Origin of the sequence: Anaerocolumna sedimenticola (assembly GCF_009931695.1) — a bacterium.
GTDB lineage: Bacteria > Bacillota > Clostridia > Lachnospirales > Lachnospiraceae > Anaerocolumna > Anaerocolumna sedimenticola.
This window is the reverse complement of the sequence record NZ_CP048000.1, coordinates 4983465-5007197: the sequence shown is the minus strand read 5'-3', so window position 1 is coordinate 5007197 and position 23733 is coordinate 4983465. Positions and strand designations below refer to the sequence as shown.

The window sequence follows — 23733 nt, the reverse complement described above, 5'->3', positions numbered from 1 at the left end:
GTATAACAAATGGGAGTTACGATAACAACAAGGGAAATGAAAGAAGAAGAGTTTGGGGAATATAAGAAAACTTCAATAAAAGAATATGCAAAAGAGATAGTAACAGCAGGAAGAGTTTCTGAGGATACAGCGGTGGAGGAAGCTTCAAAGACATTTGAATCCCTTACACCTGAGAACGGCAAGAATACGGAAAAAAACTGTCTTTATATAGTGGAAGCAGATGGAATAAGGGTCGGTATTTTCTGGTACCTAATACAGAATATATTGGACGAAGATGTGGCGTTTATAGCTGACATCCGGCTGGATGAAGCTGAAAGAGGCAAAGGTTATGGAAGAAAGATTCTTCAGTTTTTTGAAAAGGAAGCTAAAGATAAGGGTTATAAGGTATTAGGATTGAACGTTTTTAAAGATAATCCTGCCGCAATACATTTGTATGAAAGTGAAGATTACAAGATTGCAGTAGACAGCGGCGGCAGTTTATATATGATTAAACGAATCGGAAACAAATAATCTGATTTATATAGATGATTAAGCCTTTACCTGTACCAGATAATTTTTTAACGAATTGAGGTATTTATGGAATATCGATACAGTAATAACAAAAATTTTGAAGATTTCGCCAGTGGAAGAGTTATATATAATTATAAAGGAATTACTAATTTCCCTGCAAGACTTGCTCAGGAGATTTTTGGACGGTGTCTGGAGTATTCGAATAAAAAAAATGACATAGGTATATACGATTGCTGTTGCGGCGGTGGATATATGCTTACCATTTTAGGATTTATGAATGCAGATATTATATCAGAAATAACTGGAAGTGATATTAATCCGGATGCAGTAACTAAAGCAAAAACAACCTGGAATTATTGCATGCAGACGGACTTAATAAACGTATGGAACAGATAAAAGAATTAGCCGGATTATACGGGAAAGAATCTCATGAAGAGGCAGTACAAAGTGCCATAAGGCTTCATAAGAGGATTGAAAGCAGCAATATTATAACCCGCGTTTTTACAGCGAATGCTTTCGAAAGCCTTACTTTAAGTAAAACACCGGATATCATTATAACGGATGTGCCTTATGGAGATATCGTTTCCTGGGAGGGAGCCGATAACGGAAACGTAGATCTGTTATTAGACAGTTTATATCAGATTTGCAATAATGAAACGGTAATTGGGATTTGTATGGATAAATCACAAAAAAATACCAATGAAAAATTTAAACGTTTAGAAAAACAGCAGGTAGGAAAGCGTAGATTTGAGATATTAAAAAGATAATGCCCAATAGGAACAGGATTTAAAATTGTTGGAATTTATAAAAGAAAGGTATTTATTACTTCGATTAAGGTTAATCCGCATCAGCTTTTATTTTTATCCTAACTTCATATAGAATAATAAATTGTCAGCAGTAAACACTAAGAATACCTCTAAATTTAAGTCTCTTACTATTTAATCATAGAGAAACGGAGTTTATTATGACATTGAAAAATGAAACGAATCCATATGGATGGAATTTAGATAATAGTTATGCGGAATTACCTGAAACATTTTTTTCAAAACTTAATCCAACCCCGGTACAATCACCAAAGCTGGTTTTTTTAAATCAATCTCTGGCAGAGGAATTGGGGTTGCATGCTGACGCACTGCAAAAGGACGGCGGTGCTGCGGTATTTGCCGGCAATAAACTACCGGAGGGTTCTGAACCTTTAGCTCAGGCTTATGCCGGACATCAATTTGGTTATTTTAATATGTTAGGTGATGGACGAGCCCTGCTTCTCGGTGAACAAATTACACCCAAGGGAAACCGGGTTGATATTCAATTAAAAGGCTCCGGACCAACTCCCTATTCAAGAGGAGGTGACGGACGGGCTGCACTTGGTCCTATGTTAAGGGAATATATAATAAGTGAAGCTATGTATGCTCTTGGGATTCCTACTACACGAAGTTTAGCAGTTGTAACAACAGGTGAAGCAGTCATCCGGGAAACAAAACTTCCCGGTGCAGTATTAACCCGTGTTGCTGCCAGTCATATTCGTGTTGCAACCTTTCAATATGCAGCACATTGGGGTACTTTAAAGGAACTGAAGTCTTTAGCAGACTATACTATCAAAAGGCATTTCCGGGAAAATATGAATTCTCCAAATCCTTATCTTCACCTGCTTAAGGAAGTAATAAAATCCCAAGCTGTTCTAATTGCAAAATGGCAGCTGGTTGGATTTATCCACGGTGTAATGAATACCGACAACATGGCTATCAGCGGTGAAACCATAGATTACGGGCCTTGTGCGTTTATGGATACTTACGATCCTGCGACGGTATTTAGTTCCATTGACACCAGAGGAAGATATGCTTATGGAAATCAGCCGAAAATCGGAGAATGGAACCTCTGCCGGTTCGCTGAAACTATTTTGCCGCTTCTTCATGAGAAGGAAGAAGAAGCAGTTAATATGGCACAGAATGCAATCACAGAATATATGAAACTTTATACTGATAACTGGTTTGCCGGGATGAGAGCTAAAGTCGGATTAATTACAGAAGAAGAACAGGATAAAGATCTGATACAGGAACTTTTAAACTTGATGAAAAAATATGAAGCAGATTATAGTAATACGTTTCTGGCATTAACTTTTGGTAATTATTTTGGTTCACCTTTATTTGACAGCTCGGAATTTTCTGATTGGATAAAGCAATGGAAGGTAAGGTTAAACCGCCAGAATGAATCCGAAGAAGCCGTAAGAAAATTAATGTCTAATTCCAATCCAGCACTGATTCCCCGTAATCATCGTGTAGAAGAGGCGCTGAAAGCAGCTGTGGACGATGGTGATTTCAGTGTAATGGAACGGCTTTTACAGGTACTGTCCCATCCTTACGCCCATACAACAAAACAGGCAGAGTACGCAAAACTCCCCGAGAAATCAGCCTGTCCGTACAGAACATTTTGCGGAACTTAATTGAAACATTGGAAAAAATCATAACAAAGGGAACCTGGAGCAGCAATTTGGTGAAGATGATAGGGAATTCAGAAGAAGGGGTCCGCATGGCCGTTCCCCATTTGATGAGGAAATGATCAAACATCTGCATGACAGGTTCAGCAGTCACAGGCATTTTGGCGGAAGAAGATTCGGAGATAGTTATAGAGAAGAATATGACGATAGATTCAGCAGTGAATATGATAATGAATATGGTAAAGGGAATGATATGAAAGATGACCAAACGGAATAATAAAGTTATTCATATCCCTAAGTTTTTGAGTATCAGACAGTGTCTGATACGGTCAAAGAAGTAATAAATCAGAAGATTTAACGGATTATAAATATTTTAAGCTTTTAAAATAACATTATGATTACTATCAAAGAGGGTTGTTGAATCATTTTTCAACAACCCTCTTTGAAATAAAACCAAATATATCGGCATTCTTTGTTGCACAGGATATTGTTCCATAAATGAGAATTATTTATTTGTAATAAATCAACAAGAAATATCATATTAATTCTAATAGTCGATAAAATTAAGACAGGTGGGATAATGCATGGGACATTCTGTGTCAAATGATAGAACTGGAAAAGATCAAAACTATTACTCACTTCAATATACCCTGGATACATTTAAAGCATTGGTAGATGCTATTATTCCGCGGACACCCGGACTTGCCGAAGAGTATGGTAAAATACAATATTATGGAGCCCTGAATTTACATATAGATGAGTATATGGTATATACACTGAATTTCTATTCTATCCCTTTGGCAGAACCTACTGCATTAATGCTGGATTTGGCAGCGGACCAGCTGGTATTTAACGGTGGGAACACAAGATTGCTGGATTTTGCCAGATTCCCGGTGGGAGGAACCTTTGCTGCCCTTGCACCAATAGACCGGTTCCGCGCTTTAACTCTATTGGAGCAGCTTAAGGTTTATATCTTAGATTTACCGAAACCTTTTAAAGGTAATTCAGGATTAGCTTTGACCATAACCGGCGACTTAAGCAGATATACCATGATGGGATATTATTCGGAGTGGTCAGGTTACGGTTCAACCCGTTTGGAATCTCCGGATAACCGTAAATTAGAGTTTTATCCCCTAAGTTGGGAACAGGTAGGTTATCCGGGTCCATCCCTTGGGTATCGTGCCTTAAGAAATGAGTATACACAGGTATCGCAGGTCTTTTAACCGTAGTAACTGATAGGTTTGGATATCATTTAATTATGAAAGAATACCCGATTACATGCTTAGAGATAATGGGGTAGGTAGGAGTTAATATGGATAAGGATGCAGATGTTATTGTTATAGGAGCAGGAGGAGGCGGAGCAGTTGCCGCAAAGGAACTTGGTGAGAAAGGAATCAAAGTACTGTTACTGGAGGCAGGACCGTGGTACGGTAATAAAAAATGGCCGAAGCCTAATGCCGAACCGGGTGGGGTAAGCAGCACAAGTGCAGATGATTTGAGTATTGAAATCTTAAAAGAATGCTTTACGGATTTAGAAGATGATATGAACGATTTTGTTACGGGTAAATTCCGCTGGGGGCCTGCAAACAGGGAGCAAGGAGCCTGGCTGAGAAATATAACTACCGGAGGTTATACCTGGCAAAATTCGGGAGTAGGAGGTACTACGCTCCATTATTGGGCCAATTCACCCCGTGCCTACCCTCAGTCTGTTAATAATATATGGCCTATTTCTTATGAAGAATTAATTCCTTATTATGAAAGAGTAGAGCAGACACTGCCTGTCAGGCCGGCGCCAGTTACGGCAAAAGAAGAATTGTTCTATATAGGTGTCAGAAAAGCCGGATGGCAGCTCCTTGATACACCGAATTTGACCGGTCCTGGATACCGGCCTCAGCCAAATGCAATTTTACGTCCAAATCCCTCATTAAGTGACCCGGATTTTAATTTTCAAACGAATACTTCTGTAGGCTGTACACTTAGGGGACATTGCATAAATGGATGCCATATAGGGCCTACGGTAGATGGGGTAGCCAAAAGATCTACATTAGTAAGTTACATACCGCGTGGTCTTCGTACCGGTAATGTTGAAGTCAGGCCCAATACATTTGTTACAAAAATACTAACGGCAGAAGATGCCACAGAGGGATTACATACTGTTGGCGTATTATACCGGGATACCTGGTCCGGTGAGGTGGGGCAGTTAAGCGCGGATGTAATTATAATGGCAGCAGGAGCTGTTGAAACTCCCAGACTTTGGCTGAATTCCGGATTACCGGAAAACGAATGGGTTGGTAAAGGTTTGATTAACCATTGGTTTGATTGCTTAGCCGGTATTTTTGAAGAGCAGGTTTTAATGGATCAGCTGGGAGTATCCGATATTAAACCTTATGTTGGTCAAAATGCCGCAGCCAGGTTTGATTATCCGGGACTTGGTGTAATAGAAACATACGGTTTGAGCCCGGGATTATATTCTGCTATGCTATATGGAACCAGCGATAAAGGATATCATATTTTAAATAAGAAATATCCACAGAAACCCTGGGATGTGGAAGGACGGGTGGTTGGTGAACAGTTGAAAGAATTTATGAGGGATTACCGGAGGACATTAAGTGTTTTGATATTTACGGATGATGATGTTAATAAAAGTAATTCCATTACTTTAGATCCGGAATTAAAAGATGAAAATGGATACATACCGGTAATTAATTACCAGCCAAGTAAGAGTGATATGGAAAAACGGGATCAACTGGCTGTTATAGCAACAGATATTATGAGAAAAGCCGGTGCAAAAACAGTAATACGTTCCGATTGGCCGCCGGGAATCTTTATTCACATTCAAAGTACCATGCGTATAGGCTATGTGACGGATACAAATTGCGAAGCAAATCAGGTTAAAAGACTATATATAGCGGATAACAGCGTATTATTTAATGGTTTGGGCGGGCCCAATCCCACGCTTACCACCCAGGCATTAGCAACACGTACCGCAGAAAAAATAATTGAAAAGTATTTTAGTTCATAATATTCTTAATATTATGGCATTGAACCGCAGACTGTAAATAATTCCGGTTTGCGGTTTATTTTTTAGGGAGTTGATGGGAACTTGTCCGTTTTGATTTCCGCGAAAGCAAAGTGAGAATTAGTAAGCTTGCTTACAATAATTCGAACGCGCACGCGAACCGAAGAAACTCGCAAAGCATGTTTCTTCCGGTTTATTATAATGGGATTTTCCATGAGTTAATATAAATGAATTTTTATTTCAAAAAATCTATGAATTATATTGGTGTTATGGTAAAATCAGGTTATTAGTGTTTCGGAAATATACATAAAATAAAATCTGTACATATCGGAAAGGAAATACGTTTTATGAAAAAGAGAATCTTACAGAAACATACGGAAATCCTGATGTTTTTTATACTGATTTCGGCAGTGGCCTTTGCCAATGGTTTAAGTGACGGGGTTTATTCGAATTATTTTAAAGAAGTGTATCATGTTACTGCATTTCAAAGGGGTTTTATTGAATTTCCCCGTGAGCTGCCGGGATTATTGTGTGCTATCGTTATTGGTTTCATAGGCTTTCTGGGGGATTTAAGAGTGGCCTTTATTGCACAGATCTTAGCATTGACAGGTGTGACAGTTTTGGGTGTATTCACTCCTGCTTTTGGTATCATGTTGATTTTTCTATTTATTAACTCCTTGGGTATGCATTTATTTATGCCTCTTCAGGACGCAATCGGGATGTCCCTTGCAGAACCTGACAAGATAGGGGTTCGTATGGGTCAGTTCTCCAGTGTAAGGGCAGGATTTAATTTAATTGCCGCTTTGCTTGTATTTTTTGGATTCCGTACAGGATTCTTTACTTTTGAATCTCCCGTTAAACTAATGTTTCTTATTGCCGGGGTTGCATTCCTTTGTGCGGCTGCTATGTCCGCAGTTATGATCAGCCATGTAAAACCGCCGAAAACGGCTCCAAAAAAGAATAAGCTGGTTCTTAGAAAACAATACCGATACTATTATCTGCTTACCATTCTTCATGGCGTGCAGAAGCAGATAGCGTTTGTATATGGTACCTGGGTAATTGTAGACTTATTATCAAAGAAAGCCGATACGCTTGCTTTACTTACCATAGTGGTCGGATTTATATCCATATTTTTTTACAATCTATTGGGAAAATGGATGGATCAATTTGGTATTAAGAAAATGATGTATTTTGATGCGCTTACATTTATTGGGGTCTACATTATATATGGCTTTGTGGTTTGGGGCATTTTATCAGGAAAACTCCCTGACCATGGATTGGCTGTCTGGTTTATCTATCTGCTGTTTATATCGGATAGGCTGTCCATGCAGATTGGTATGGTTAATTCAATCTATCTGCGTTCAATTGCATGGAATCCGGATGAAGTAACCTCTACTTTGTCTATGGGAATCAGTTTAGATCATGTAGTTTCCATTATAGCAGCTTTAGCCGGCGGAGTTATATGGACTAGGTGGGGCAGTCAGTGGGTTTTCTTTATGGCAGCAGCATTTTCTTTAGGGAATCTATTTGTGGCATATCGTGTACAACCGGATAAGGAAAAAGAAATGGCGGAAAAGATGAGAAGCATATCCCAAAATTAGATTTCCTTAAATAATACAGAAATATATTTTATCTTGAATGATTTCTTCGTATTGTTATAAAATATTTTCTACTGAAATAATTCCAAAGGGAAGGTGCAGAAATGAAAGAAAATAAATATGATGATCCTGTTTTTTTTAATAAATACAGTAACATGGATCGATCCAAATATGGACTTCAGGCTGCCGGAGAATGGCATGAACTAAGAAAGATGATGCCTGATTTTACAAACAAAAGAGTTTTGGATTTAGGCTGTGGTTTTGGGTGGCATTGCAGATACGCAATTGAAAAGGGAGCTGAGTCAGTAATTGGAATTGACATTTCACAGAAGATGTTAGATGAGGCAAAGAGTAAAACAGGTTCCGAAAAAATACAGTATATTTGCCTGCCTATGGAAGACATAGAATTCGAACCGGATTCCTTCGAGGTTGTCATTAGTTCTCTGGCTTTTCATTATATTCAATCATTTGAGAATATTGCGGACAAAATTAATAAATTTCTGACCTTAGGCGGAGATTTTGTATTTTCGGTGGAACATCCTGTTTTTACCGCAAACGGTTCCCAGGATTGGTACTATGATAATCAGGGCAATCGCCTCCATTGGCCGGTGGACAGGTACTTTGAAGAGGGGGATCGTAAAGCTGTTTTTTTAGGTGAGGAAGTAATTAAGTATCATAAGACACTATCATCCTACTTGAACACACTTATTAAAGCAGGATTTGAGATAATCGGTATTGTGGAACCAAAACCGGAGGAAAAGTTATTAAATACTTCTGCAGAAATGATGGATGAACTTAGAAGACCTATGATGTTATTGATTTCAGCAAAAAAAAAGCAGGTAATTTAAAATAATAAATATAATTTTCAATACACTTAAATAAATTAAAATCGTTAGGGTTGCTGTAAAATAGACAATATATGACCAGTAAAAAGGTTGATCTATCTTACAGCAACTTTTTTCTATCCAACCCGAGTATAAGCAGCATATAAATCTATCTATAACAAAATAAGAGCCAAATTAAATTAGTTTTTCGACATCAATGTGCAATATAACACATGGACACGCGACCACATATAAGAGAATTGCACATAATATTCAAATGTATTATTATAAAATCATAAAACACATCAATTACTACAATATTGATAAAAAAATGCGCATTTTATAGTCAAAATGTCTATGTTAAAGCAAAGACAATCACAAGTAGTATAGGAGGAAATATGGCTACCAGAAAAGATATTGCAAACCGGGCCGGCGTATCTGTTTCAGTAGTTTCCAGAGCACTGAACAATAGTGGCTATGTTGACAAAGACAAAAAAGAAAAAATTTTAAAAATTGCTGAAGAGTTGGGATACTATCCGCATCCTGTGGCTATGTCCTTACAGAAGCGAAGAACCAAGCAGATATTATTTTATTGCAAAGATTTACAGAATTCATTCAATATTGAAATGTATCAGGGTATGATGGAGACGGCGAAAGAACGCGGGTACATGGTTGTGTTCAATGGTTCACTGGATTTTGAAAGTATCAAAGAAACAATGATTGACGGAATTATTATGCCAAATGAAAATGCGGCACAGTGGTATCTGGAATCCTCCGGGAAAAATTACTTTTTGCCGGTTGTAACAGCCAGTTACGGTAATCCGGTCTGTTTTTCCAAAGCCGCTCCCAGGGTAGAAATTGATATGTACAAAGCGACAAAGATTGCCATCCAATATCTGAGGGATAACGGACATGAAAAAATAGCGCTGGGAATACCGTATGAGTTTAATTCAGCCAATGCCAGAATGTATGGTTATCTGGAAGAATTAAGACCTTTATTGAAAGAAAATATAAAAAGGTATGTTTTGGGAATACATAAAAAAGATATGGGTGAGGATGAACGCCTCCTTCGATTTATAGAGGAGCAGACTGGGAATAACTTTACGGTGGAAGAGAGCTTTTACGGGAAAGGAGAGGTGGCTGCACAACTATTTTTGGAGCGAAAATTAGATGCTACGGCAATTCTTTGTTTTAATGATGTATTTGCTTTTGGAGTCTGCAATCAATTCAAAAGGATGGGAGTAAGGGTACCCGAAGATGTCTCTGTTATGGGATTTGACGGTACTTTTGCAAGAAGGTATACTTCCCCTCTTATGACTACAGTGGACTTATCTGCGAAAAAGCAGGGCGGTAAATGCACAGAGGTTTTGTTAGATATGCTGGAGGGGAAAAAAGTGAAACGGGTTATTCACTTACCTGTTAAAATCATGCCGGGTGAAAGTGTAAAGAATATTCGGGGGAATATTACATAACGGTAACTTACAAAGGTAGGAAAAAGCATATTCGCGTTCCTTAACGAATTTGCCCGTTTTAACGGGAGATGGGAGAAAATTATGAAAAAAAATAACATGAAAAGAATCACGGCAATACTATTTACAATTGTATTAGTAATATCATCTTTAACCGCATGTAAAAGTTCGGACAGTAAAAGTACAAGTGGTGCAGCTGATGGCAAGGTTTCTGGTAAAATAACCGTTGGAGGCTGGCCATCCGGTGACGATGCTTTTAAAGCTGCCATGGCTGGATTTAATGAACAATATCCGGATGTTAAAGTAGAATTACAATTTACCGATACCACCAGCCATCATCAGGCATTACAGACTGCTTTGGCAGCAGGCAGCGATGCCCCCGATGTAGCAATGGTTGAGGGAGCTTACATAGCGCAATACAGAGATTCCTCCGCATTAACAAATCTTTTGGAGGAACCCTATAATGCAGGAGAATTAAAAGATGATTTTGTTGCTTATAAATGGAATCAGACATATTCTGCCGACGGCAGCAGACTGGTAGCTATTCCCTGGGATATCGGTCCATGCAGTTATTTCTACCGCACCGATGTATTTAAGGAAGTCGGCCTGCCTACCGATCCGGATGAAGTAGCTAAATTAATGAGCACCTGGGACGGTGTCTTAAAAGTAGCTGAGGCAGTTAATATTCCTGGAAAGAGATGGCTTATTCCGGATGCTTCCTATCTGTATTTTGAATTATTCTGTAACCGTGACTATTATGATAAAGATTTAAATCTGCAAATCCAACGTGACGGAGATTTGGATTGCCTTAATGCGGTCATAAAAATGAGACAGAACAAATGGGATATGAATGTAGATATGTGGAGCAGCGAGGCTTATGCAGGATATGCGGCCGGAACCTGTGCTTCCGTATTTACCGGAGCCTGGTTCGGAGGTTTCTTAAAAACCGATATAGATCCTGATGGTGCAGGACATTGGGCAGTTACTACTTTACCGGGGCTGTAAAGAGTTCCAACTGGGGCGGTTCTTTCCTGGTTATTCCGAAACAAAGTGAGAACAAAGAGGCTGCATGGGCTTTTATTAAATATATGCTGGCAACTGCAAAAGGACAAAATGACATGTTTAAGGCAGTGGATTATTATCCGGCATATAAACCTGCATGGGATGATAAAACAATTTATGATGCAGAAGATCCCTACTTTGGCGGTGAAAAGACAAAAGCACTTTGGGCGAAAATCGCAAGCGAATTACAGCCTGTAAATACAACAATGATGGATACCACAGCGGAGGGATGTATCTATAGTTCGGTAAATGCAGGATTGGAACAGGGGCTTAGTGCAGAGCAGATTCGTGACCTGGTAGCTTCTGATATTGAGAAAGCTACGGCTGAAGTAAAACAACAGCAGATCCAGGTGCTCAAAGACGCCGGACTATGGGATAAATAATAGATAGCTCATTGTTTTTGAGCTTATACGGCTGTTGCAAAAGTTTATAATGATTTAAATTGCGTCTGAAATATTCTCCCGCAAATTTTAACTCTTAGCTTTTGCAGCAGCCTTATCTGAATAGAGGAGGATATATCCTATGGCAAAAGTAAAAACAGTTGGGGCAAAACATAACAGATGGGCAGAAATTAAGCGGTATAAAGTTGCTTATGCTTATATAGCACCTTTTTATATTCTATTTGCAATCTTTGGTATATTTCCAATCGCAGCAGGCTTTTATATCAGTTTTTTCAGGTGGGACGGATTATCCGCCATGCATTTTATCGGTATTGACAATTATATTAATCTATTTAAAGATACCTTATTTTGGAAAGCCCTCAGCAATACACTTATTATTGGTATTATCGCCCATATCCCCATTCTTTTAGGCGGCCTGGCACTCGCCTATGTATTAAATTCCAAAATCGTAAAAGGTGAGAATATATTTAAAACCATTTATTTTATGCCTATGGTTACCAGTTCTGTTGCGATTACAATCATCTTCCAGAATTTATTCGGAAACAATTACGGGCTAATTAATTATATCTTAAGCTTCTTTGGAGAAGAGCCTATCAACTGGCTTGGTGGTAACGGCTCATTAATTAAAGTTGCGGTAATTGTCATGTTCGCATGGAAATGGATTGGCTGGAACATGGTTATTTATCTGGCAGGTATGCAGGGTATCAGCAATGATATATATGAAGCTGCCAAAATCGATGGTGCAAGCCATTTCAGGGTATTTTTTAATATTTCGGCTCCGCTGCTTAAGCCGATTATCGTATTTACCATCATCCAATCCAGTATCGGTATGTTTAACCTGTTTACGGAACCGTTTATTTTAACCAATTCCAGCTGGACCGGCGGCCAGAATAACGGTGGTCTGACCTTGATGATGTATTTATTAAATAAAGCACCTCAGGGCGGTACGGCATATGGATACGCCTCTGCCGTAGCTTATGTCATAACCATGATGATTATATTAATTTCTATTGGTGTTTACAGAGTTACGGATGAAAAAGACACGGTAAAAAGGAGGAAAATTAAATGATTACATTACTGATTCTTATTTTAATTACCGTTGTTGTATTAATTGCAATCGCTAAATTTATTCCGGGCGGCAGGAAATTCTCCACGTATTTTATATTAGGCTGTATTGCATTAATTATGCTGATTCCTTTTTATATGATGTTTGTTATGTCAACCCATACTACCAATGAAATTTATTCTTTTCCGCCGGCTGTCTGGTTTGGGCAGAGCTTAGGTGAGAACTTTACGAATATGGCAGCAGCCGTAAATATTCCCCGGGCTTTCTTAAACAGCTGTATAATTACCATATCCTATACTACATTGGTTTTATTATTCTGCTCCATGGGCGGGTATGCGTTTGCAGTATATGATTTTCCCGGAAGAAAGAAATTATTTGCCATTCTTTTGGCAACCATGATGATTCCCTGGACCGCCGGTATTATTCCCTGGTTTATTATGATGTCCAGATTCGGATGGATCAACGATTTTAAAGCTTTGATTATTCCAGGCTGCGCCAATGCTTTTGGTATCTTCTGGATGCGCCAGTATTGCCAGAACAATGTACCCACCTCCCTGATGGAAGCGGCAAGAATTGACGGATGCAGTGAATGGACTATCTTTTTCCGTGTCATAGCTCCGGTACTATTACCAGCTTATGCATCCCTTGGAATCATGCAGTTCGTTAACGTATGGAATGACTTTATGCAGCCCTTAATGATCCTTCGTAAGGATGAATTGCAGACATTACCGTTATTGCTAAAAACAATGGTCAGTGACCGCGGTACTGACTATGGTGCCATGATGCTTGCAAGTACCTGTGCGGTCCTGCCGCTGTTAATTGCATTCTTAAGTGCATCCAAGTTCTTTATGTCCGGTTTAACAGCAGGTGCAATTAAAGAATAGGATGTACATATAATTTAATAAGCAGTATGGCCTGGGTGCTGATAACAGTGTACTTAATCGGAACCCAATGCCCATACCTAAAAGACAAGAAAGGAAGTCACGTTATAATGAATAAATCTTTAAAAGCAGACAGAATATCTCTTGGTACCTGCTATTATCCGGAACACTGGGATAAAAGTTTATGGAGGGAAGATTTGCTCCGGATGCTGGAGAACGGTATTGAAACCATCCGTATAGCGGAGTTTGCCTGGAGTAAAGTTGAACCGACGGAAGGTAATTTTACCTTTGAATTCTTTGATGAATTTTTGGAAATTGCAAAAGAAACCGGAATGAAAGTAATATTTGGTACGCCTACGGCAACCCCGCCGGCCTGGCTTACCACGAAATATCCGGAATGTTTAAATGCAACGATGGACGGAGTATTGTACCGACATGGTGCCAGAAGACATTACAACTATAATTCAGAAACCTATCAGGAGTTAACAAAAAGAATTGTTGAGAAAATTGCGGAACATTACGCACCCCATCAAAGTATCATAGGGTGGCAGATAGACAATGAACTTAACTGTGAGAAAAATGAATTTTATTCCGAAAGTGATACCTTTGCATTCCGTGAATTTCTTAGAAAGAAATATCAGACGCTGGAAGCTTTAAATCAAGCCTGGGGAACTGCTTTCTGGAATCAGACCTATACTGCATGGGAAGAAATATTTGTTCCAAGAACAACCATAAGCAATGCGACTAATCCTCACGAAGTACTGGATTATACCAGATTTATTTCCGACAGTGCCTGCAGGTTTGCCAGAATACAAAGTGACATTATTAAAAAGTACATAAAAAAGGGAGATTTTGTAACAACCAACGGTTTATTTGGAAACCTGGATAATCACCGTTTGACGGAAGAAAGCCTGGATTTTATAATGTATGATTCCTATCCTAACTTTGCTTATTGCATAGGAACGGATCCCGAACACAGTACGGATTTAAATGATAGAAAGTGGAGCAGGAATTTAACGGAAGTCCGTTCCATTTCCCCTGTTTTTGGTATTATGGAACAGCAGTCCGGTGCAAATGGCTGGAATACCGCTATGGAAGCACCAACACCAAGACCGGGACAGATGACCTTATGGACCATGCAGAGTGTTGCTCACGGTGCGGATTACATCAGTTATTTCAGATGGAGAACCTGTACCATGGGAACAGAGATATACTGGCACGGAATACTGGATTATTCGAATCGTGATAACAGACGGTTAAGGGAAGTAAAAGAAATACACGATAAAATGAATAAACTAAAGGATATAGCCGGTTCTGTTTATGAACCTGCCTTTGGTGTTATTAAAGATTACGATAATATCTGGGATTCACAGCTTGATGTCTGGCATAAAAGTGTTGAGAAATTAAGTCAGGAAAGTATATTCAAAGCCTCCCAGCTTACCCATACCCCTATGGATTATATTTATTTGAGAGATAATACTACGGTTCAGGAGCTAGCAAAATACCCGGTATTATTTTATCCTCATGCTACCATATTAACAGAACAAAAAGTAAAATTATTGGAAGCGTATGCAGCTAACGGGGATGTCTCGTTTTTGGATGCCGTACCGGATATAAGGATGAGACCGGTAAATGTGTCATGTTAAAATTACCGGGATTATTACAGCCTTTGACAGGAGTTGATGTCACAGAGTATTCTTTTATCGCTCCGGATGAGGGTAAAGTATATATAGACTGGGACGGAGTCAAAGTAGAAGCAGCAGTATTTAATGATTTGTTGCAGCCTTTGGGAGCAGATGCCAAAACAGTAGGAACCTATATATCCAGTTATTATAAAGGTTGTCCCGGATTAATTGAAAACAGGTACGGTAAGGGTAAAGTTTATTATTTTGGCGGAGCATTTACGGAAGAAACTGCGAAAGTTTTTATAGAGGTTTTAGGAATCGCTTCTCCATATAAGAAAATAATTGAAGCTCCCGATGAGTGTGAAATTGCAGTTAGAAGTAAAAACGGAAAGAAATATCTTTTCGTACTTAATTATTCAAAGAAACCTGTCACGATTTTGTTACAGCAAACCCTTAAAAACTTATATGAGGATATAGAAGAAACAGGTGAAATAGAAATTGAGCCATATGGAACCAGGGTTTATGAAATAGGATGATAGTGTGAATTATTGAAAGGCATAATTCACACACATGTTTGTGCCTGCGAAATCCTCGGCGCAAACATGAGGCGCGTTGGAAATAACATGGCGGTTAGTATGTACATTCGAAACTTTCAAAAAAGTATAAAAGAGAGCAGAGAAAGCTTTCAAGGAAATATGAAAGCTTAAAACAAAGAAATAAACCAAAGAAAGGAGAAGCTACCGGACAAAATATCCAAAAACAAGTTAAAACGGTACAAAAACTTCATCATACACTTGATAATATCAGGACAGATTATATCAATCAATTTGTAATTGAACTGGTAAAAACCAAACCAAAATATATTACAATCGAGGATCTGAATGTGAAAGGCATGATGAAGAATAAGCATCTTTCAAAAGCTGTAGCCGGGCAGAAATTTTATGAATTCAGAAGTAAATTGGGAAATAAGTGCAAACGGCTCGGAATTGAATTAAGAATTGTAGACAGGTTCTATCCCAGCAGTAAACGGTGTCATAAATGTGGAAGAATAAATTCCGATTTAAAATTATCAGATCGAATTTATGTATGTGAATGTGGTTACATAGAAGATAGAGATTACAATGCAAGTCTTAATTTAAGAGATGCAAAAATCTATAAAATAGCATAGGTAAGCTATTATAGATATGTACCGATGGCTTAGTCGGGAATTTACGCCTGTGGACTATCATATCAAATGTTAGTAGCAGATAAGCGAGGACAGATAGGTCGAAGCAGGAATATTCTCAATATGTGTATATTTGTCCATATTTTGAGTAGCAGGATGAATTGAATAAGTTATTATATGGAGCGGCATATTATGACGAATATATGCCATATGAAAGATTAGAAGAAGATATAAAAATGATGAAAACCGCGGGGATTAATGTGGTACGTATCGCTGAATCTACCTGGAGCACCCATGAACCGCAGGATGGAATTTTTGATTTTAGTTCCGTAAAAAGAGTACTGGATGCTATGGAGGAAGCAGGTATTGATGTGATCATCGGCACACCAACCTATGCCATTCCAACCTGGTTAGCCAAAGCTTATCCGGATATTATGGTTACGGACCGTACAGGCAGGCGTCTATATGGTGCCAGACAGATTATGGACATTACCAATTCTGCCTACCGGTATTATGCAGAACGGATAATACGTAAGTTAATGGAAGAAACCAGCCACAAAAAATGTGTGATAGGATATCAGCTGGATAATGAAACAAAACACTACGGTACTTCCTCAGAAAATGTTCAACAAGCCTTTGTAAAATATATCAGGACTAAATTTGAGGATGATATTAACGCTTTTAATCATGAATTCGGTTTGGATTACTGGAGTAACCGGATTAATGCCTGGGAGGATTTCCCGGATGTGAGGGGGACGATTAACGGAAGCCTGGGATGTGAATTTGAAAAGTTTCAGCGTGGCTTAGTAGAAGAATTTATAACCTGGCAGGCGGGTATTGTAAATGAATATAAAAGAGAAGATCAATTTATAACTCATAATTTCGATTATGAGTGGCGGAATCAGTCTTTTGGTGTTCAGCCCAACCTGGATCATTTTAAGGCAGCAAAAGCTTTAACCATATCCGGCTGTGATATTTATCATCCTACCCAGGATTTCTTAACCGGGAAAGAAATTGCATTTGGCGGAGATTTAATCCGGTCAACGAAAAAGAATAATTACTTTATCCTGGAAACCCAGGCACAGGGGTTCCCCGGCTGGGTTCCATATGAGGGCCAGCTTAGACTGCAGGCTTTCAGCCACCTGGCATCCGGTGCGGATTCGGTTATGTACTGGCATTGGCATTCCATTCATAATTCCTTTGAGACGTATTGGAAAGGGTTATTAAGCCATGACTTTAAGGAAAATGATACTTATCTGGAGGCTGTAACCATAGGGCGGGAATTTGCAGCACTGAGTGACCATCTGATTCATCTTAAGAAAAGTAATGCTGTAGCCATTATGGTAAGCAACGAAGCATTATCTGCGCTGAACTGGTTTAAAATAGAAGCCGGAGCCAGGGAAATAACCGGAAGAAATTATAATGATATCGTAAGGTGGATTTATGATGCTTTATACGAAATGAATGTGGAATGTGATTTTATATCCGCAGACGATAAGAATCTTTCCCCTTATCAAATGATTGTTATACCGGCCCTGTATGCCATTGACAGGGGAGTTCTGGAACGATTAAACCAATATGTAGAAAATGGAGGCTGCCTGGTTGCCACCTTTAAAACCGCATTTGCCAATGAGAATGTTAAGGTCTGGTCAGAAGAACAGCCGGGAATCTTAAATCAATGTATGGGTGTTACTTATAATCAGTTTACTTTTCCGATTGATGTTGGATTAAAAGGGGACGCCTTTCCGGTATCCGAGGAAGAACGAAAAGCGGAACTATTTATGGAACTGCTAAAACCACAGGGGGCTGAGGTGATTTCCAGTTATGATCATTATAACTGGGGCAAATATGCTGCTGTGACCAGTAATTTTTACGGCAAAGGTTGGGCAGTGTATATTGGGTGTAAAACCAGTACGGCTTATTTAAAAGAACTGTTTGCCAAGGTTTTAAAAGAAACAGGAATATGGAGTCCGGACCAGGAAATTAACTTCCCTGTTATTATCCGTAAAGGTACCAATACAAAAAGAAAAAAAGTTATTTATTATTTGAATTATTCCAGAGAAGATCAAAAGGTTTGTTATTTCCATAAGAACGGTCAGGAGTTGTTTACAAATATTGAAGTAAAGGAAGGGGACGTCTTAACGATTAAACCTTGGAATTTATGTATTATTGAAGAAAATTAAAGTAAATAGGGCTATTGGCTTTGAAAAACAATTCAAAGTCAATAGCCTTTGCTAATTTTTGTCAAAAGTGATATAGTATTGTTATGTTCCGAATAAGGAGGCAGAGAATGGAGATTAAATTTGAAAGAGTAACGATTGATGATGCGGAAACATTGATTCAAATTCGAAACCGGTGCTTTTACGAAGACTATATAAAATATGGTGTATGTCCTGGATATAATATTACAAAAAAACAAATGATGGAATCAATTTTACATAAAATTTCCTATAAAATAATCTGTAATAACCAGGTTGTAGGCAATATTAGCATTAGAGATAATCGAGATAATACATATTATCTTAGCTGCCTTTGTGTGATACCGGATTATGAAAATAAAGGAATAGGGCAGAGTGCCATTCAGTTTATTGAACAGGAGTTCCCGGATGCCAACCTCTGGACGTTAGAGACACCTGCTGATAAGGTGAGAAATCATTATTTTTATAAAAAGATGGGTTATAACATTGTTAAGGAATTTAACGAAGGACCGGTTAAATTAGTAGTGTTTGAAAAGAAGATGAAAAAAATGAGGTGATTTAATGATTACAATCAAACCGCACCACTTTTTGGACGTAATTAAATTATACGGTAAGGGGATTGAAAAATTCGTTCCTGATAAAAAGTATAAGCATAATTTTTACTCCGTTGCAAATGAATTAATGAATAATCATGAAATCAAAATTCAATTAACATCGGGAAAAGATGACATATGTGGACCTTGTATATACATTAATGAGGATGGTATATGTACCGACAGTATAGATCACATACCCGGTGTTAATTCAAAAGATGAATGGAATAAGACTTTAGATCATCGTATTATGAGTTATACTAAGGTCGTAGAAAAAGATCAGTTAACAGCTTTTGAATATTGTAAAATTCTATATTTGGAAAAAGAGCATATCTTTGATGTCTGGAAAGAAGAAAGCGACTCCTCAAAGCAAATTCGTTACGATACCTTTTGTATCGGAGCAAAAAAGTACTTAGGAATGTTATAGTTTATAAGAGAAAGGCGGCATATTCATTTGAACATTAGATATGAAAATATAATGAACAATTTAATAAAATACGGACAAACATCTGAGCTCATTAAAGCAGAAGTTCTCATTGGTTCCCAGGCAAGGCAATTTAACCTTGCCGATGAATATTCGGATATTGATATTATTGTATTTGTTACTGATATAGATTATTTTATTAATTCAGATGAATGGATAAACTACCTTGGAACACATTACATATCATTTGTTGAGAAGACGGTTGCCGGAGGTATGGAAAGACGAATTGTTTTTGAGAGTGCGCTGGATGTGGATCTTATATTTTTAAATGCAGAAGATCTCAGTAGAATCGATGAAGTATCGGAGATTGTTTCCAGAGCTTACAAAATACTTCTGGATAAAGGCAATTTTACAAATATAATCCAGAGGGCAGCAAAATCATTAAAAGTATTTTCCAAACCGTCAGAAAAAGAATTTGAAAACCTTATCAATGAATTCTGGTTCCACGTTATATGGGCCGGGAAAAAAGTGAAACGGGGTGAGCTCTGGGTAGCAATAAACTGCATTGATGGTTATATGAAAGCAATATTGCTAAAAATGATAGAATATGATTCCTATGCTTCACATGGTGAAGATTACGATACATGGCATAATGGAAGGTTTATAGAACAATGGGCAGAACCCTGGGTTGTAAATGAGTTCCATAATATTTATGCAATTTATTCGGAAAAAGATATTATCAGAGCTTTGAATGCAACCATGGTTTTATTTCGAAAATTATCCGTTGAGACTGCAAATAAGTGGAATTATCAATATCCTGCCGTTTGTGATAAGTATGCAACGGAATGGCTGGAAATAGAAAGGATGAGCCATTTTGAAATATGATGCCGTAATATTTGATGTAAGTGATACCTTAATTGAATATAGTCCCAACTATGCTCAAATCTATGGAGATAGGTTAAGAGGTTTGGGTTATCAAATATCTGATAAAAAAGCAAAAGAAATTTCAAAAGAAGTGAATTGGGCGATTGGTAGACAGACGCACAAGGAACAATGTGGAAGCCCATCTATATCAGAGGAAGAACTAATAAAATTATTAGATGAAACTGCCCTGTTATGTATTACAAATAATAAAGACAGTATAAAAAGTCACATGAAAACATTAAACAAAGTCGAAATTCCTAAACAGGAAATGAAAATAATTACTGGTGTATTTGATGTTTTAAACATTCTTAAATGTAACTATCGTTTAGGGATTGTATCAAATCATTATACCTGGTTGATGGAATACTTAAAAGAGAGCGGTCTGGCAGCATACTTTGAATCAATCATAATATCCGAAGTTGTAGGCGTGGCAAAACCTAATATACGTATTATGCAAATTATTCTTGACGAACTTCAGTTGGAAGCTAATAAATGTCTTTATGTCGGAGACCAACCTCTGGATGTATTATGCTCCAAGCAAATTGGAATGGATTGTGTTTGGATAAATCCAGACAATGTAAATCTTCCAATTTCAATTCCATTTAATGAAGATTACAGAATTGATGAATTGTCGGAACTATTGAATATATTATAATAATTTAATGATTAGTGATTTAGGCAATTGCCTGGCTAGTGATTATAAGGGAGGAATTATTATGGGATGGCCAACACATATAGTAGCAGCAGGGGGATTTGTATTTGACAAAAAAGGTAATATACTTATTGTAAAAACTCATAACAGGGGTTGGGATTGTACCGGAGGTCAAATTGAAGTAGGTGAGAACCTTGAAGAGGGTGTGTTGCGTGAAATAATGGAGGAAAGCGGGGTAAAAGCATCTGTCAGATGTCTTAGCGGAGTATATTCAAATGTAGGACAAAATATATATTATGATGGTATCACACCGGTTCCAACGAAAGTGATCTTTGATTTTATTTGTGATTATGAAGAGGGTGAATTAACAACCTCTAATGAAACAAGTGAGGTAATTTGGGTTCCTAAAGAGAAAGTTTTGGAATATATCACATCACCGGCTGGATTACTGAGATTTAAGAATATTCTTGATTTTGATGGAAAAGTATTTTATAGCTCGTATGTAACCCAACCGGAATTTAAAATTTTGTCATCCAGATGTATCTAATCATGTATTCAGATCATTAATCATGATAATCTCGAAATGAGTAGCTCACTTCATACAGGGTTCTAATAAGGGAGGGACACGTTTCCATCGCTGAAATCATTGCTGTGAGAACTTAGCAAAAGGCGCTATTCTTCAGGATTTATGCCCATAAAGCATGGGAGCGTTAGTGTGAATGAAAATTTAATTAAAGAAAGGAATGGCAGTAACGCATCTGTGAACAGATGTGTTATGCAATGGAAAATAAAATGATTGATTTATTACAATTACAAAAAAGAGTTTATCAGAATAAAATTGAGAAAGGATTTAATGTTACTGATATTTTTCAAGAATTTTGTTATACATATGGTGAATTATCAGAAGCTTGTGAAGCATATTTGAAAAAGAAAGATGATTTGGGTGAAGAATTGGCTGATGTTGCAATCTACCTATTAGGACTATCAGAACTTCTAGGGATTAACTTAGAACAAGAGATAATGAACAAAATGGAAAAGAATGAAAAAAGGCAATATGTAAAAAAGATGGTGTCCTTACAAAAGTAAACGAATAAATTTAAGATTGGAATGAAAAAGGTAATGTAATTAAATGGGATATTAAGCAATTTATATACCAGGATAATCTTTATTCAGTTAAAATCAGAGAATTATTATCCCTATAAATGATAAGCAGGCTATTAAAATCATTACAATAAGAAGTGTATGTGAGTTGTCTCGCAATAGAAAAACGAGCATTGGAAGAAAAGTAAAAGCAGATGATTTATGAAATGGGAGTAGGGTTGAAAGAAAATACTATTAGTGAAAGGATGCCATATGATTTTCAACCTGTTTTATTTTAGGCGGTACCGCGGACAAGTCTGCGGTATGAGATGGGGATAAAAATGAGATTAAATATATTACATACGAATGATATACATTGTAATTTCGAGAATTTTTCAAAGTTAGTAAGCAAAATCAAAGGACTAAAGAATGAGAATACCATTATACTGGATGCAGGTGATTTTGCGGATTTTAAAAAAATAGAATTACAGGGAACAAATGGAATAGCCGCCGTAGAGCTGTTAGAATATGCAGGTTATGACGCTATTACGGTTGGAAATAATGAAACCTTTAACGGAATCGAAACCTTAAAATATATGGCCGGTAAATCCAAGATTCCGTTTTTAAGCAGTAACATATGCGGATTGGAGTTTAATGAAGTTAATTGTGTGAAAAAAAGCACACTGTTAAATAAAAATGGATTAAGGATTTTAATTATCGGCGCGTCACCGGATTTAGGACCCTTTAATGAGCTATTGGGTTATCACATTAAAGATTATATTGAAGTAATCAGAGAAGAAATAGCTTCGAATAATGGAAAATACGATGTTTGTATCGTATTATCGCACCTTGGGATGGACAAAGATAAAAATATAGCAGAACAGCTTGATGGAATTCATGTGATTATAGGCGGACATTTCCACATATTAATGGACAAGCCTGAAATATTGAATGGTAAAATTATATTTACATCAGGGTCTTACGCAAAGAATTTAGGGGTATTAAATTTGGAAGTAAGTGATAATAAGGTTGAACTTCTATCCGGTGAAAATATAGACACCACAAACTGTGAGGTTTGTGATGATATCATTGATATATTAAATAAAAATAAAGAAAAGGCATTAGATGAATTAAGTAAGCCGATCTATGCTATTGATACTGATTTGTGGCATGATGTGGTAGAAGAAAATCCTATGACCAATTTACTGGCAGATGCATTAGAGGATGTATTTAAGTGTGATTTGGGATTGATAAACAGCGGTGTTATAAACGGAGGTATCAGAAAAGGTAATGTTACATTAAAAAAAATCCTGGAGTTATGTCCCTCATACTTAAATCCTACCCGTTTTGAGATACAGGGAAAGTTTATATGGGAGGCTTTACAAAACTCCCTGGACACGGATTATTGCTATGCGGATGGAGCGGGACCGGGATCCAGAGGCAAATATTTAGGTAAGCTCCATGTATCCAATGCAGTTATTGAATATAGTGGAAGAAAAATAATAAACATTTTCATCAATGGAGAGAAGCTTAATCATGAAAAGTGGTACTCAGTCGCATCCTCAGATTATCTTCAAAGAGGAACGGGTTATACTTCATTAAAAAATAATAAGAATGTAAGTTATAATGGAGTCTATTTAAAGGATCTATTAAGAGAATATATGGCTAAAAAAGAATTTGTTAATAAGGCTTTTGCTGACAGGTGGATATTAAAGCAAAGATAAAAATTGAAAGATTCCAAAGCTTCTGCTTCACCTAACAGGCGAGTAAATTCGCTTGTTAAGTTATTGGTTTAACTGAATAGTTAT

The 23733-nt window shown here is 37.4% G+C and carries 22 protein-coding genes and 2 pseudogenes; all 24 read left to right on the top strand.

All coding sequences use genetic code 11. The features are described 5' to 3' along the window. The first annotated feature begins 9 nt into the window (after positions 1 to 9). The 24 genes and pseudogenes from Ana3638_RS22325 to Ana3638_RS22215 all read left to right on the top strand — a co-directional run bounded on the left by Ana3638_RS22325 (position 10) and on the right by Ana3638_RS22215 (position 23649). The gene (locus Ana3638_RS22325; protein WP_161839997.1) at positions 10 to 510 is read left to right on the top strand and encodes a GNAT family N-acetyltransferase; all 501 of its coding nucleotides are present in this window, start codon (positions 10 to 12) and stop codon (positions 508 to 510) included. Positions 511 to 576: 66 nt separating this feature from the next. Continuing rightward, a pseudogene (locus Ana3638_RS27180) lies at positions 577 to 1277 on the top strand (hypothetical protein). 197 nt (positions 1278 to 1474) lie between these two features. Then, the gene (locus tag Ana3638_RS22310; protein ID WP_161839994.1) at positions 1475 to 2950 is read left to right on the top strand and encodes a protein adenylyltransferase SelO; all 1476 of its coding nucleotides are present in this window, start codon (positions 1475 to 1477) and stop codon (positions 2948 to 2950) included. 112 nt (positions 2951 to 3062) lie between these two features. After that, a complete protein-coding gene (locus tag Ana3638_RS22305; protein WP_161839993.1) occupies positions 3063 to 3221 on the top strand; it encodes a hypothetical protein in 159 nt (52 codons plus the stop codon). Positions 3222 to 3528: 307 nt separating this feature from the next. Beyond that, positions 3529 to 4167, top strand: coding sequence for a hypothetical protein (locus Ana3638_RS22300; RefSeq protein WP_161839992.1), 639 nt, complete (start codon positions 3529 to 3531; stop codon positions 4165 to 4167). Positions 4168 to 4256: 89 nt separating this feature from the next. Further along, the gene (locus Ana3638_RS22295) at positions 4257 to 5966 is read left to right on the top strand and encodes a GMC family oxidoreductase N-terminal domain-containing protein (RefSeq protein ID WP_161839991.1); all 1710 of its coding nucleotides are present in this window, start codon (positions 4257 to 4259) and stop codon (positions 5964 to 5966) included. Positions 5967 to 6310: 344 nt separating this feature from the next. Further along, positions 6311 to 7564: an MFS transporter gene (locus Ana3638_RS22290; protein WP_161839990.1), complete on the top strand. Its 1254-nt coding sequence runs from the start codon at positions 6311 to 6313 to the stop codon at positions 7562 to 7564. 101 nt (positions 7565 to 7665) lie between these two features. Continuing rightward, complete coding sequence (locus tag Ana3638_RS22285) at positions 7666 to 8409, top strand: class I SAM-dependent methyltransferase (protein ID WP_161839989.1); 744 nt, start codon at positions 7666 to 7668, stop codon at positions 8407 to 8409. 374 nt (positions 8410 to 8783) lie between these two features. Continuing rightward, complete coding sequence (locus Ana3638_RS22280) at positions 8784 to 9857, top strand: LacI family DNA-binding transcriptional regulator (protein ID WP_161839988.1); 1074 nt, start codon at positions 8784 to 8786, stop codon at positions 9855 to 9857. A gap of 81 nt (positions 9858 to 9938) precedes the next feature. Beyond that, positions 9939 to 10859 carry an ABC transporter substrate-binding protein gene (locus tag Ana3638_RS25850; protein WP_202621529.1) on the top strand — a complete coding sequence of 307 codons (921 nt, stop codon included), beginning with the start codon at positions 9939 to 9941 and terminating at the stop codon, positions 10857 to 10859. Beyond that, a complete protein-coding gene (locus Ana3638_RS25845; protein ID WP_202621528.1) occupies positions 10829 to 11299 on the top strand; it encodes an extracellular solute-binding protein in 471 nt (156 codons plus the stop codon). The genes Ana3638_RS25850 and Ana3638_RS25845 overlap by 31 nt, the downstream gene beginning before the upstream one ends. 139 nt (positions 11300 to 11438) lie before the next feature. After that, positions 11439 to 12386: a carbohydrate ABC transporter permease gene (locus Ana3638_RS22270; RefSeq protein ID WP_161839987.1), complete on the top strand. Its 948-nt coding sequence runs from the start codon at positions 11439 to 11441 to the stop codon at positions 12384 to 12386. Further along, complete coding sequence (locus Ana3638_RS22265) at positions 12383 to 13267, top strand: carbohydrate ABC transporter permease (protein WP_161839986.1); 885 nt, start codon at positions 12383 to 12385, stop codon at positions 13265 to 13267. The genes Ana3638_RS22270 and Ana3638_RS22265 overlap by 4 nt, the downstream gene beginning before the upstream one ends. Before the next feature lie 107 nt (positions 13268 to 13374). After that, complete coding sequence (locus Ana3638_RS22260) at positions 13375 to 14910, top strand: beta-galactosidase (RefSeq protein ID WP_246240517.1); 1536 nt, start codon at positions 13375 to 13377, stop codon at positions 14908 to 14910. Beyond that, positions 14904 to 15425 carry a beta-galactosidase trimerization domain-containing protein gene (locus Ana3638_RS25510; protein WP_246240515.1) on the top strand — a complete coding sequence of 174 codons (522 nt, stop codon included), beginning with the start codon at positions 14904 to 14906 and terminating at the stop codon, positions 15423 to 15425. Before Ana3638_RS22260 ends, Ana3638_RS25510 begins: the two co-directional genes overlap by 7 nt. Positions 15426 to 15535: 110 nt before the next feature. Continuing rightward, positions 15536 to 16057, top strand: a pseudogene (locus Ana3638_RS22255) (RNA-guided endonuclease InsQ/TnpB family protein); the annotation flags it as partial. Positions 16058 to 16215: 158 nt separating this feature from the next. Then, positions 16216 to 18237: a beta-galactosidase gene (locus Ana3638_RS22250; RefSeq protein WP_161839985.1), complete on the top strand. Its 2022-nt coding sequence runs from the start codon at positions 16216 to 16218 to the stop codon at positions 18235 to 18237. 107 nt (positions 18238 to 18344) lie between these two features. Then, entirely contained in the window at positions 18345 to 18809 is a 465-nt protein-coding gene (locus tag Ana3638_RS22245) for a GNAT family N-acetyltransferase (protein WP_161839984.1), read from the top strand. A 4-nt stretch (positions 18810 to 18813) separates the two neighbouring features. Continuing rightward, positions 18814 to 19272, top strand: coding sequence for a DUF1284 domain-containing protein (locus tag Ana3638_RS22240; RefSeq protein ID WP_161839983.1), 459 nt, complete (start codon positions 18814 to 18816; stop codon positions 19270 to 19272). Between the two features lie 27 nt (positions 19273 to 19299). Next, positions 19300 to 20154: an aminoglycoside 6-adenylyltransferase gene (locus tag Ana3638_RS22235; protein ID WP_161839982.1), complete on the top strand. Its 855-nt coding sequence runs from the start codon at positions 19300 to 19302 to the stop codon at positions 20152 to 20154. Next, positions 20144 to 20848 (top strand): HAD family hydrolase, encoded by a 705-nt coding sequence (locus Ana3638_RS22230; protein ID WP_161839981.1) that lies wholly within the window; start codon positions 20144 to 20146, stop codon positions 20846 to 20848. Before Ana3638_RS22235 ends, Ana3638_RS22230 begins: the two co-directional genes overlap by 11 nt. A 61-nt stretch (positions 20849 to 20909) precedes the next feature. Continuing rightward, positions 20910 to 21392, top strand: coding sequence for an NUDIX hydrolase (locus Ana3638_RS22225; protein WP_161839980.1), 483 nt, complete (start codon positions 20910 to 20912; stop codon positions 21390 to 21392). Between the two features lie 233 nt (positions 21393 to 21625). Continuing rightward, positions 21626 to 21931: a MazG-like family protein gene (locus Ana3638_RS22220; protein ID WP_202621527.1), complete on the top strand. Its 306-nt coding sequence runs from the start codon at positions 21626 to 21628 to the stop codon at positions 21929 to 21931. Between the two features lie 335 nt (positions 21932 to 22266). After that, the gene (locus Ana3638_RS22215) at positions 22267 to 23649 is read left to right on the top strand and encodes a bifunctional metallophosphatase/5'-nucleotidase (RefSeq protein WP_161839979.1); all 1383 of its coding nucleotides are present in this window, start codon (positions 22267 to 22269) and stop codon (positions 23647 to 23649) included. The last annotated feature ends 84 nt before the right edge of the window (positions 23650 to 23733 follow it).

What these genes read in the sequence shown, in the direction of transcription:
- Ana3638_RS22300 (WP_161839992.1), top strand. Translation starts at nt 3,529, where the DNA reads ATGGGACATTCTGTGTCAAATGATAGAACTGGAAAAGATCAAAACTAT.
- Ana3638_RS22305 (WP_161839993.1), top strand. Translation starts at nt 3,063, where the DNA reads ATGATCAAACATCTGCATGACAGGTTCAGCAGTCACAGGCATTTTGGC.
- Ana3638_RS22290 (WP_161839990.1), top strand. Translation starts at nt 6,311, where the DNA reads ATGAAAAAGAGAATCTTACAGAAACATACGGAAATCCTGATGTTTTTT.
- Ana3638_RS22260 (WP_246240517.1), top strand. Translation starts at nt 13,375, where the DNA reads ATGAATAAATCTTTAAAAGCAGACAGAATATCTCTTGGTACCTGCTAT.
- Ana3638_RS25510 (WP_246240515.1), top strand. Translation starts at nt 14,904, where the DNA reads ATGTTAAAATTACCGGGATTATTACAGCCTTTGACAGGAGTTGATGTC.
- Ana3638_RS25850 (WP_202621529.1), top strand. Translation starts at nt 9,939, where the DNA reads ATGAAAAAAAATAACATGAAAAGAATCACGGCAATACTATTTACAATT.
- Ana3638_RS22215 (WP_161839979.1), top strand. Translation starts at nt 22,267, where the DNA reads ATGAGATTAAATATATTACATACGAATGATATACATTGTAATTTCGAG.
- Ana3638_RS22245 (WP_161839984.1), top strand. Translation starts at nt 18,345, where the DNA reads ATGGAGATTAAATTTGAAAGAGTAACGATTGATGATGCGGAAACATTG.
- Ana3638_RS22240 (WP_161839983.1), top strand. Translation starts at nt 18,814, where the DNA reads ATGATTACAATCAAACCGCACCACTTTTTGGACGTAATTAAATTATAC.
- Ana3638_RS22270 (WP_161839987.1), top strand. Translation starts at nt 11,439, where the DNA reads ATGGCAAAAGTAAAAACAGTTGGGGCAAAACATAACAGATGGGCAGAA.
- Ana3638_RS22220 (WP_202621527.1), top strand. Translation starts at nt 21,626, where the DNA reads ATGGAAAATAAAATGATTGATTTATTACAATTACAAAAAAGAGTTTAT.
- Ana3638_RS22325 (WP_161839997.1), top strand. Translation starts at nt 10, where the DNA reads ATGGGAGTTACGATAACAACAAGGGAAATGAAAGAAGAAGAGTTTGGG.
- Ana3638_RS22285 (WP_161839989.1), top strand. Translation starts at nt 7,666, where the DNA reads ATGAAAGAAAATAAATATGATGATCCTGTTTTTTTTAATAAATACAGT.
- Ana3638_RS22295 (WP_161839991.1), top strand. Translation starts at nt 4,257, where the DNA reads ATGGATAAGGATGCAGATGTTATTGTTATAGGAGCAGGAGGAGGCGGA.
- Ana3638_RS22225 (WP_161839980.1), top strand. Translation starts at nt 20,910, where the DNA reads ATGGGATGGCCAACACATATAGTAGCAGCAGGGGGATTTGTATTTGAC.
- Ana3638_RS22310 (WP_161839994.1), top strand. Translation starts at nt 1,475, where the DNA reads ATGACATTGAAAAATGAAACGAATCCATATGGATGGAATTTAGATAAT.
- Ana3638_RS22265 (WP_161839986.1), top strand. Translation starts at nt 12,383, where the DNA reads ATGATTACATTACTGATTCTTATTTTAATTACCGTTGTTGTATTAATT.
- Ana3638_RS22280 (WP_161839988.1), top strand. Translation starts at nt 8,784, where the DNA reads ATGGCTACCAGAAAAGATATTGCAAACCGGGCCGGCGTATCTGTTTCA.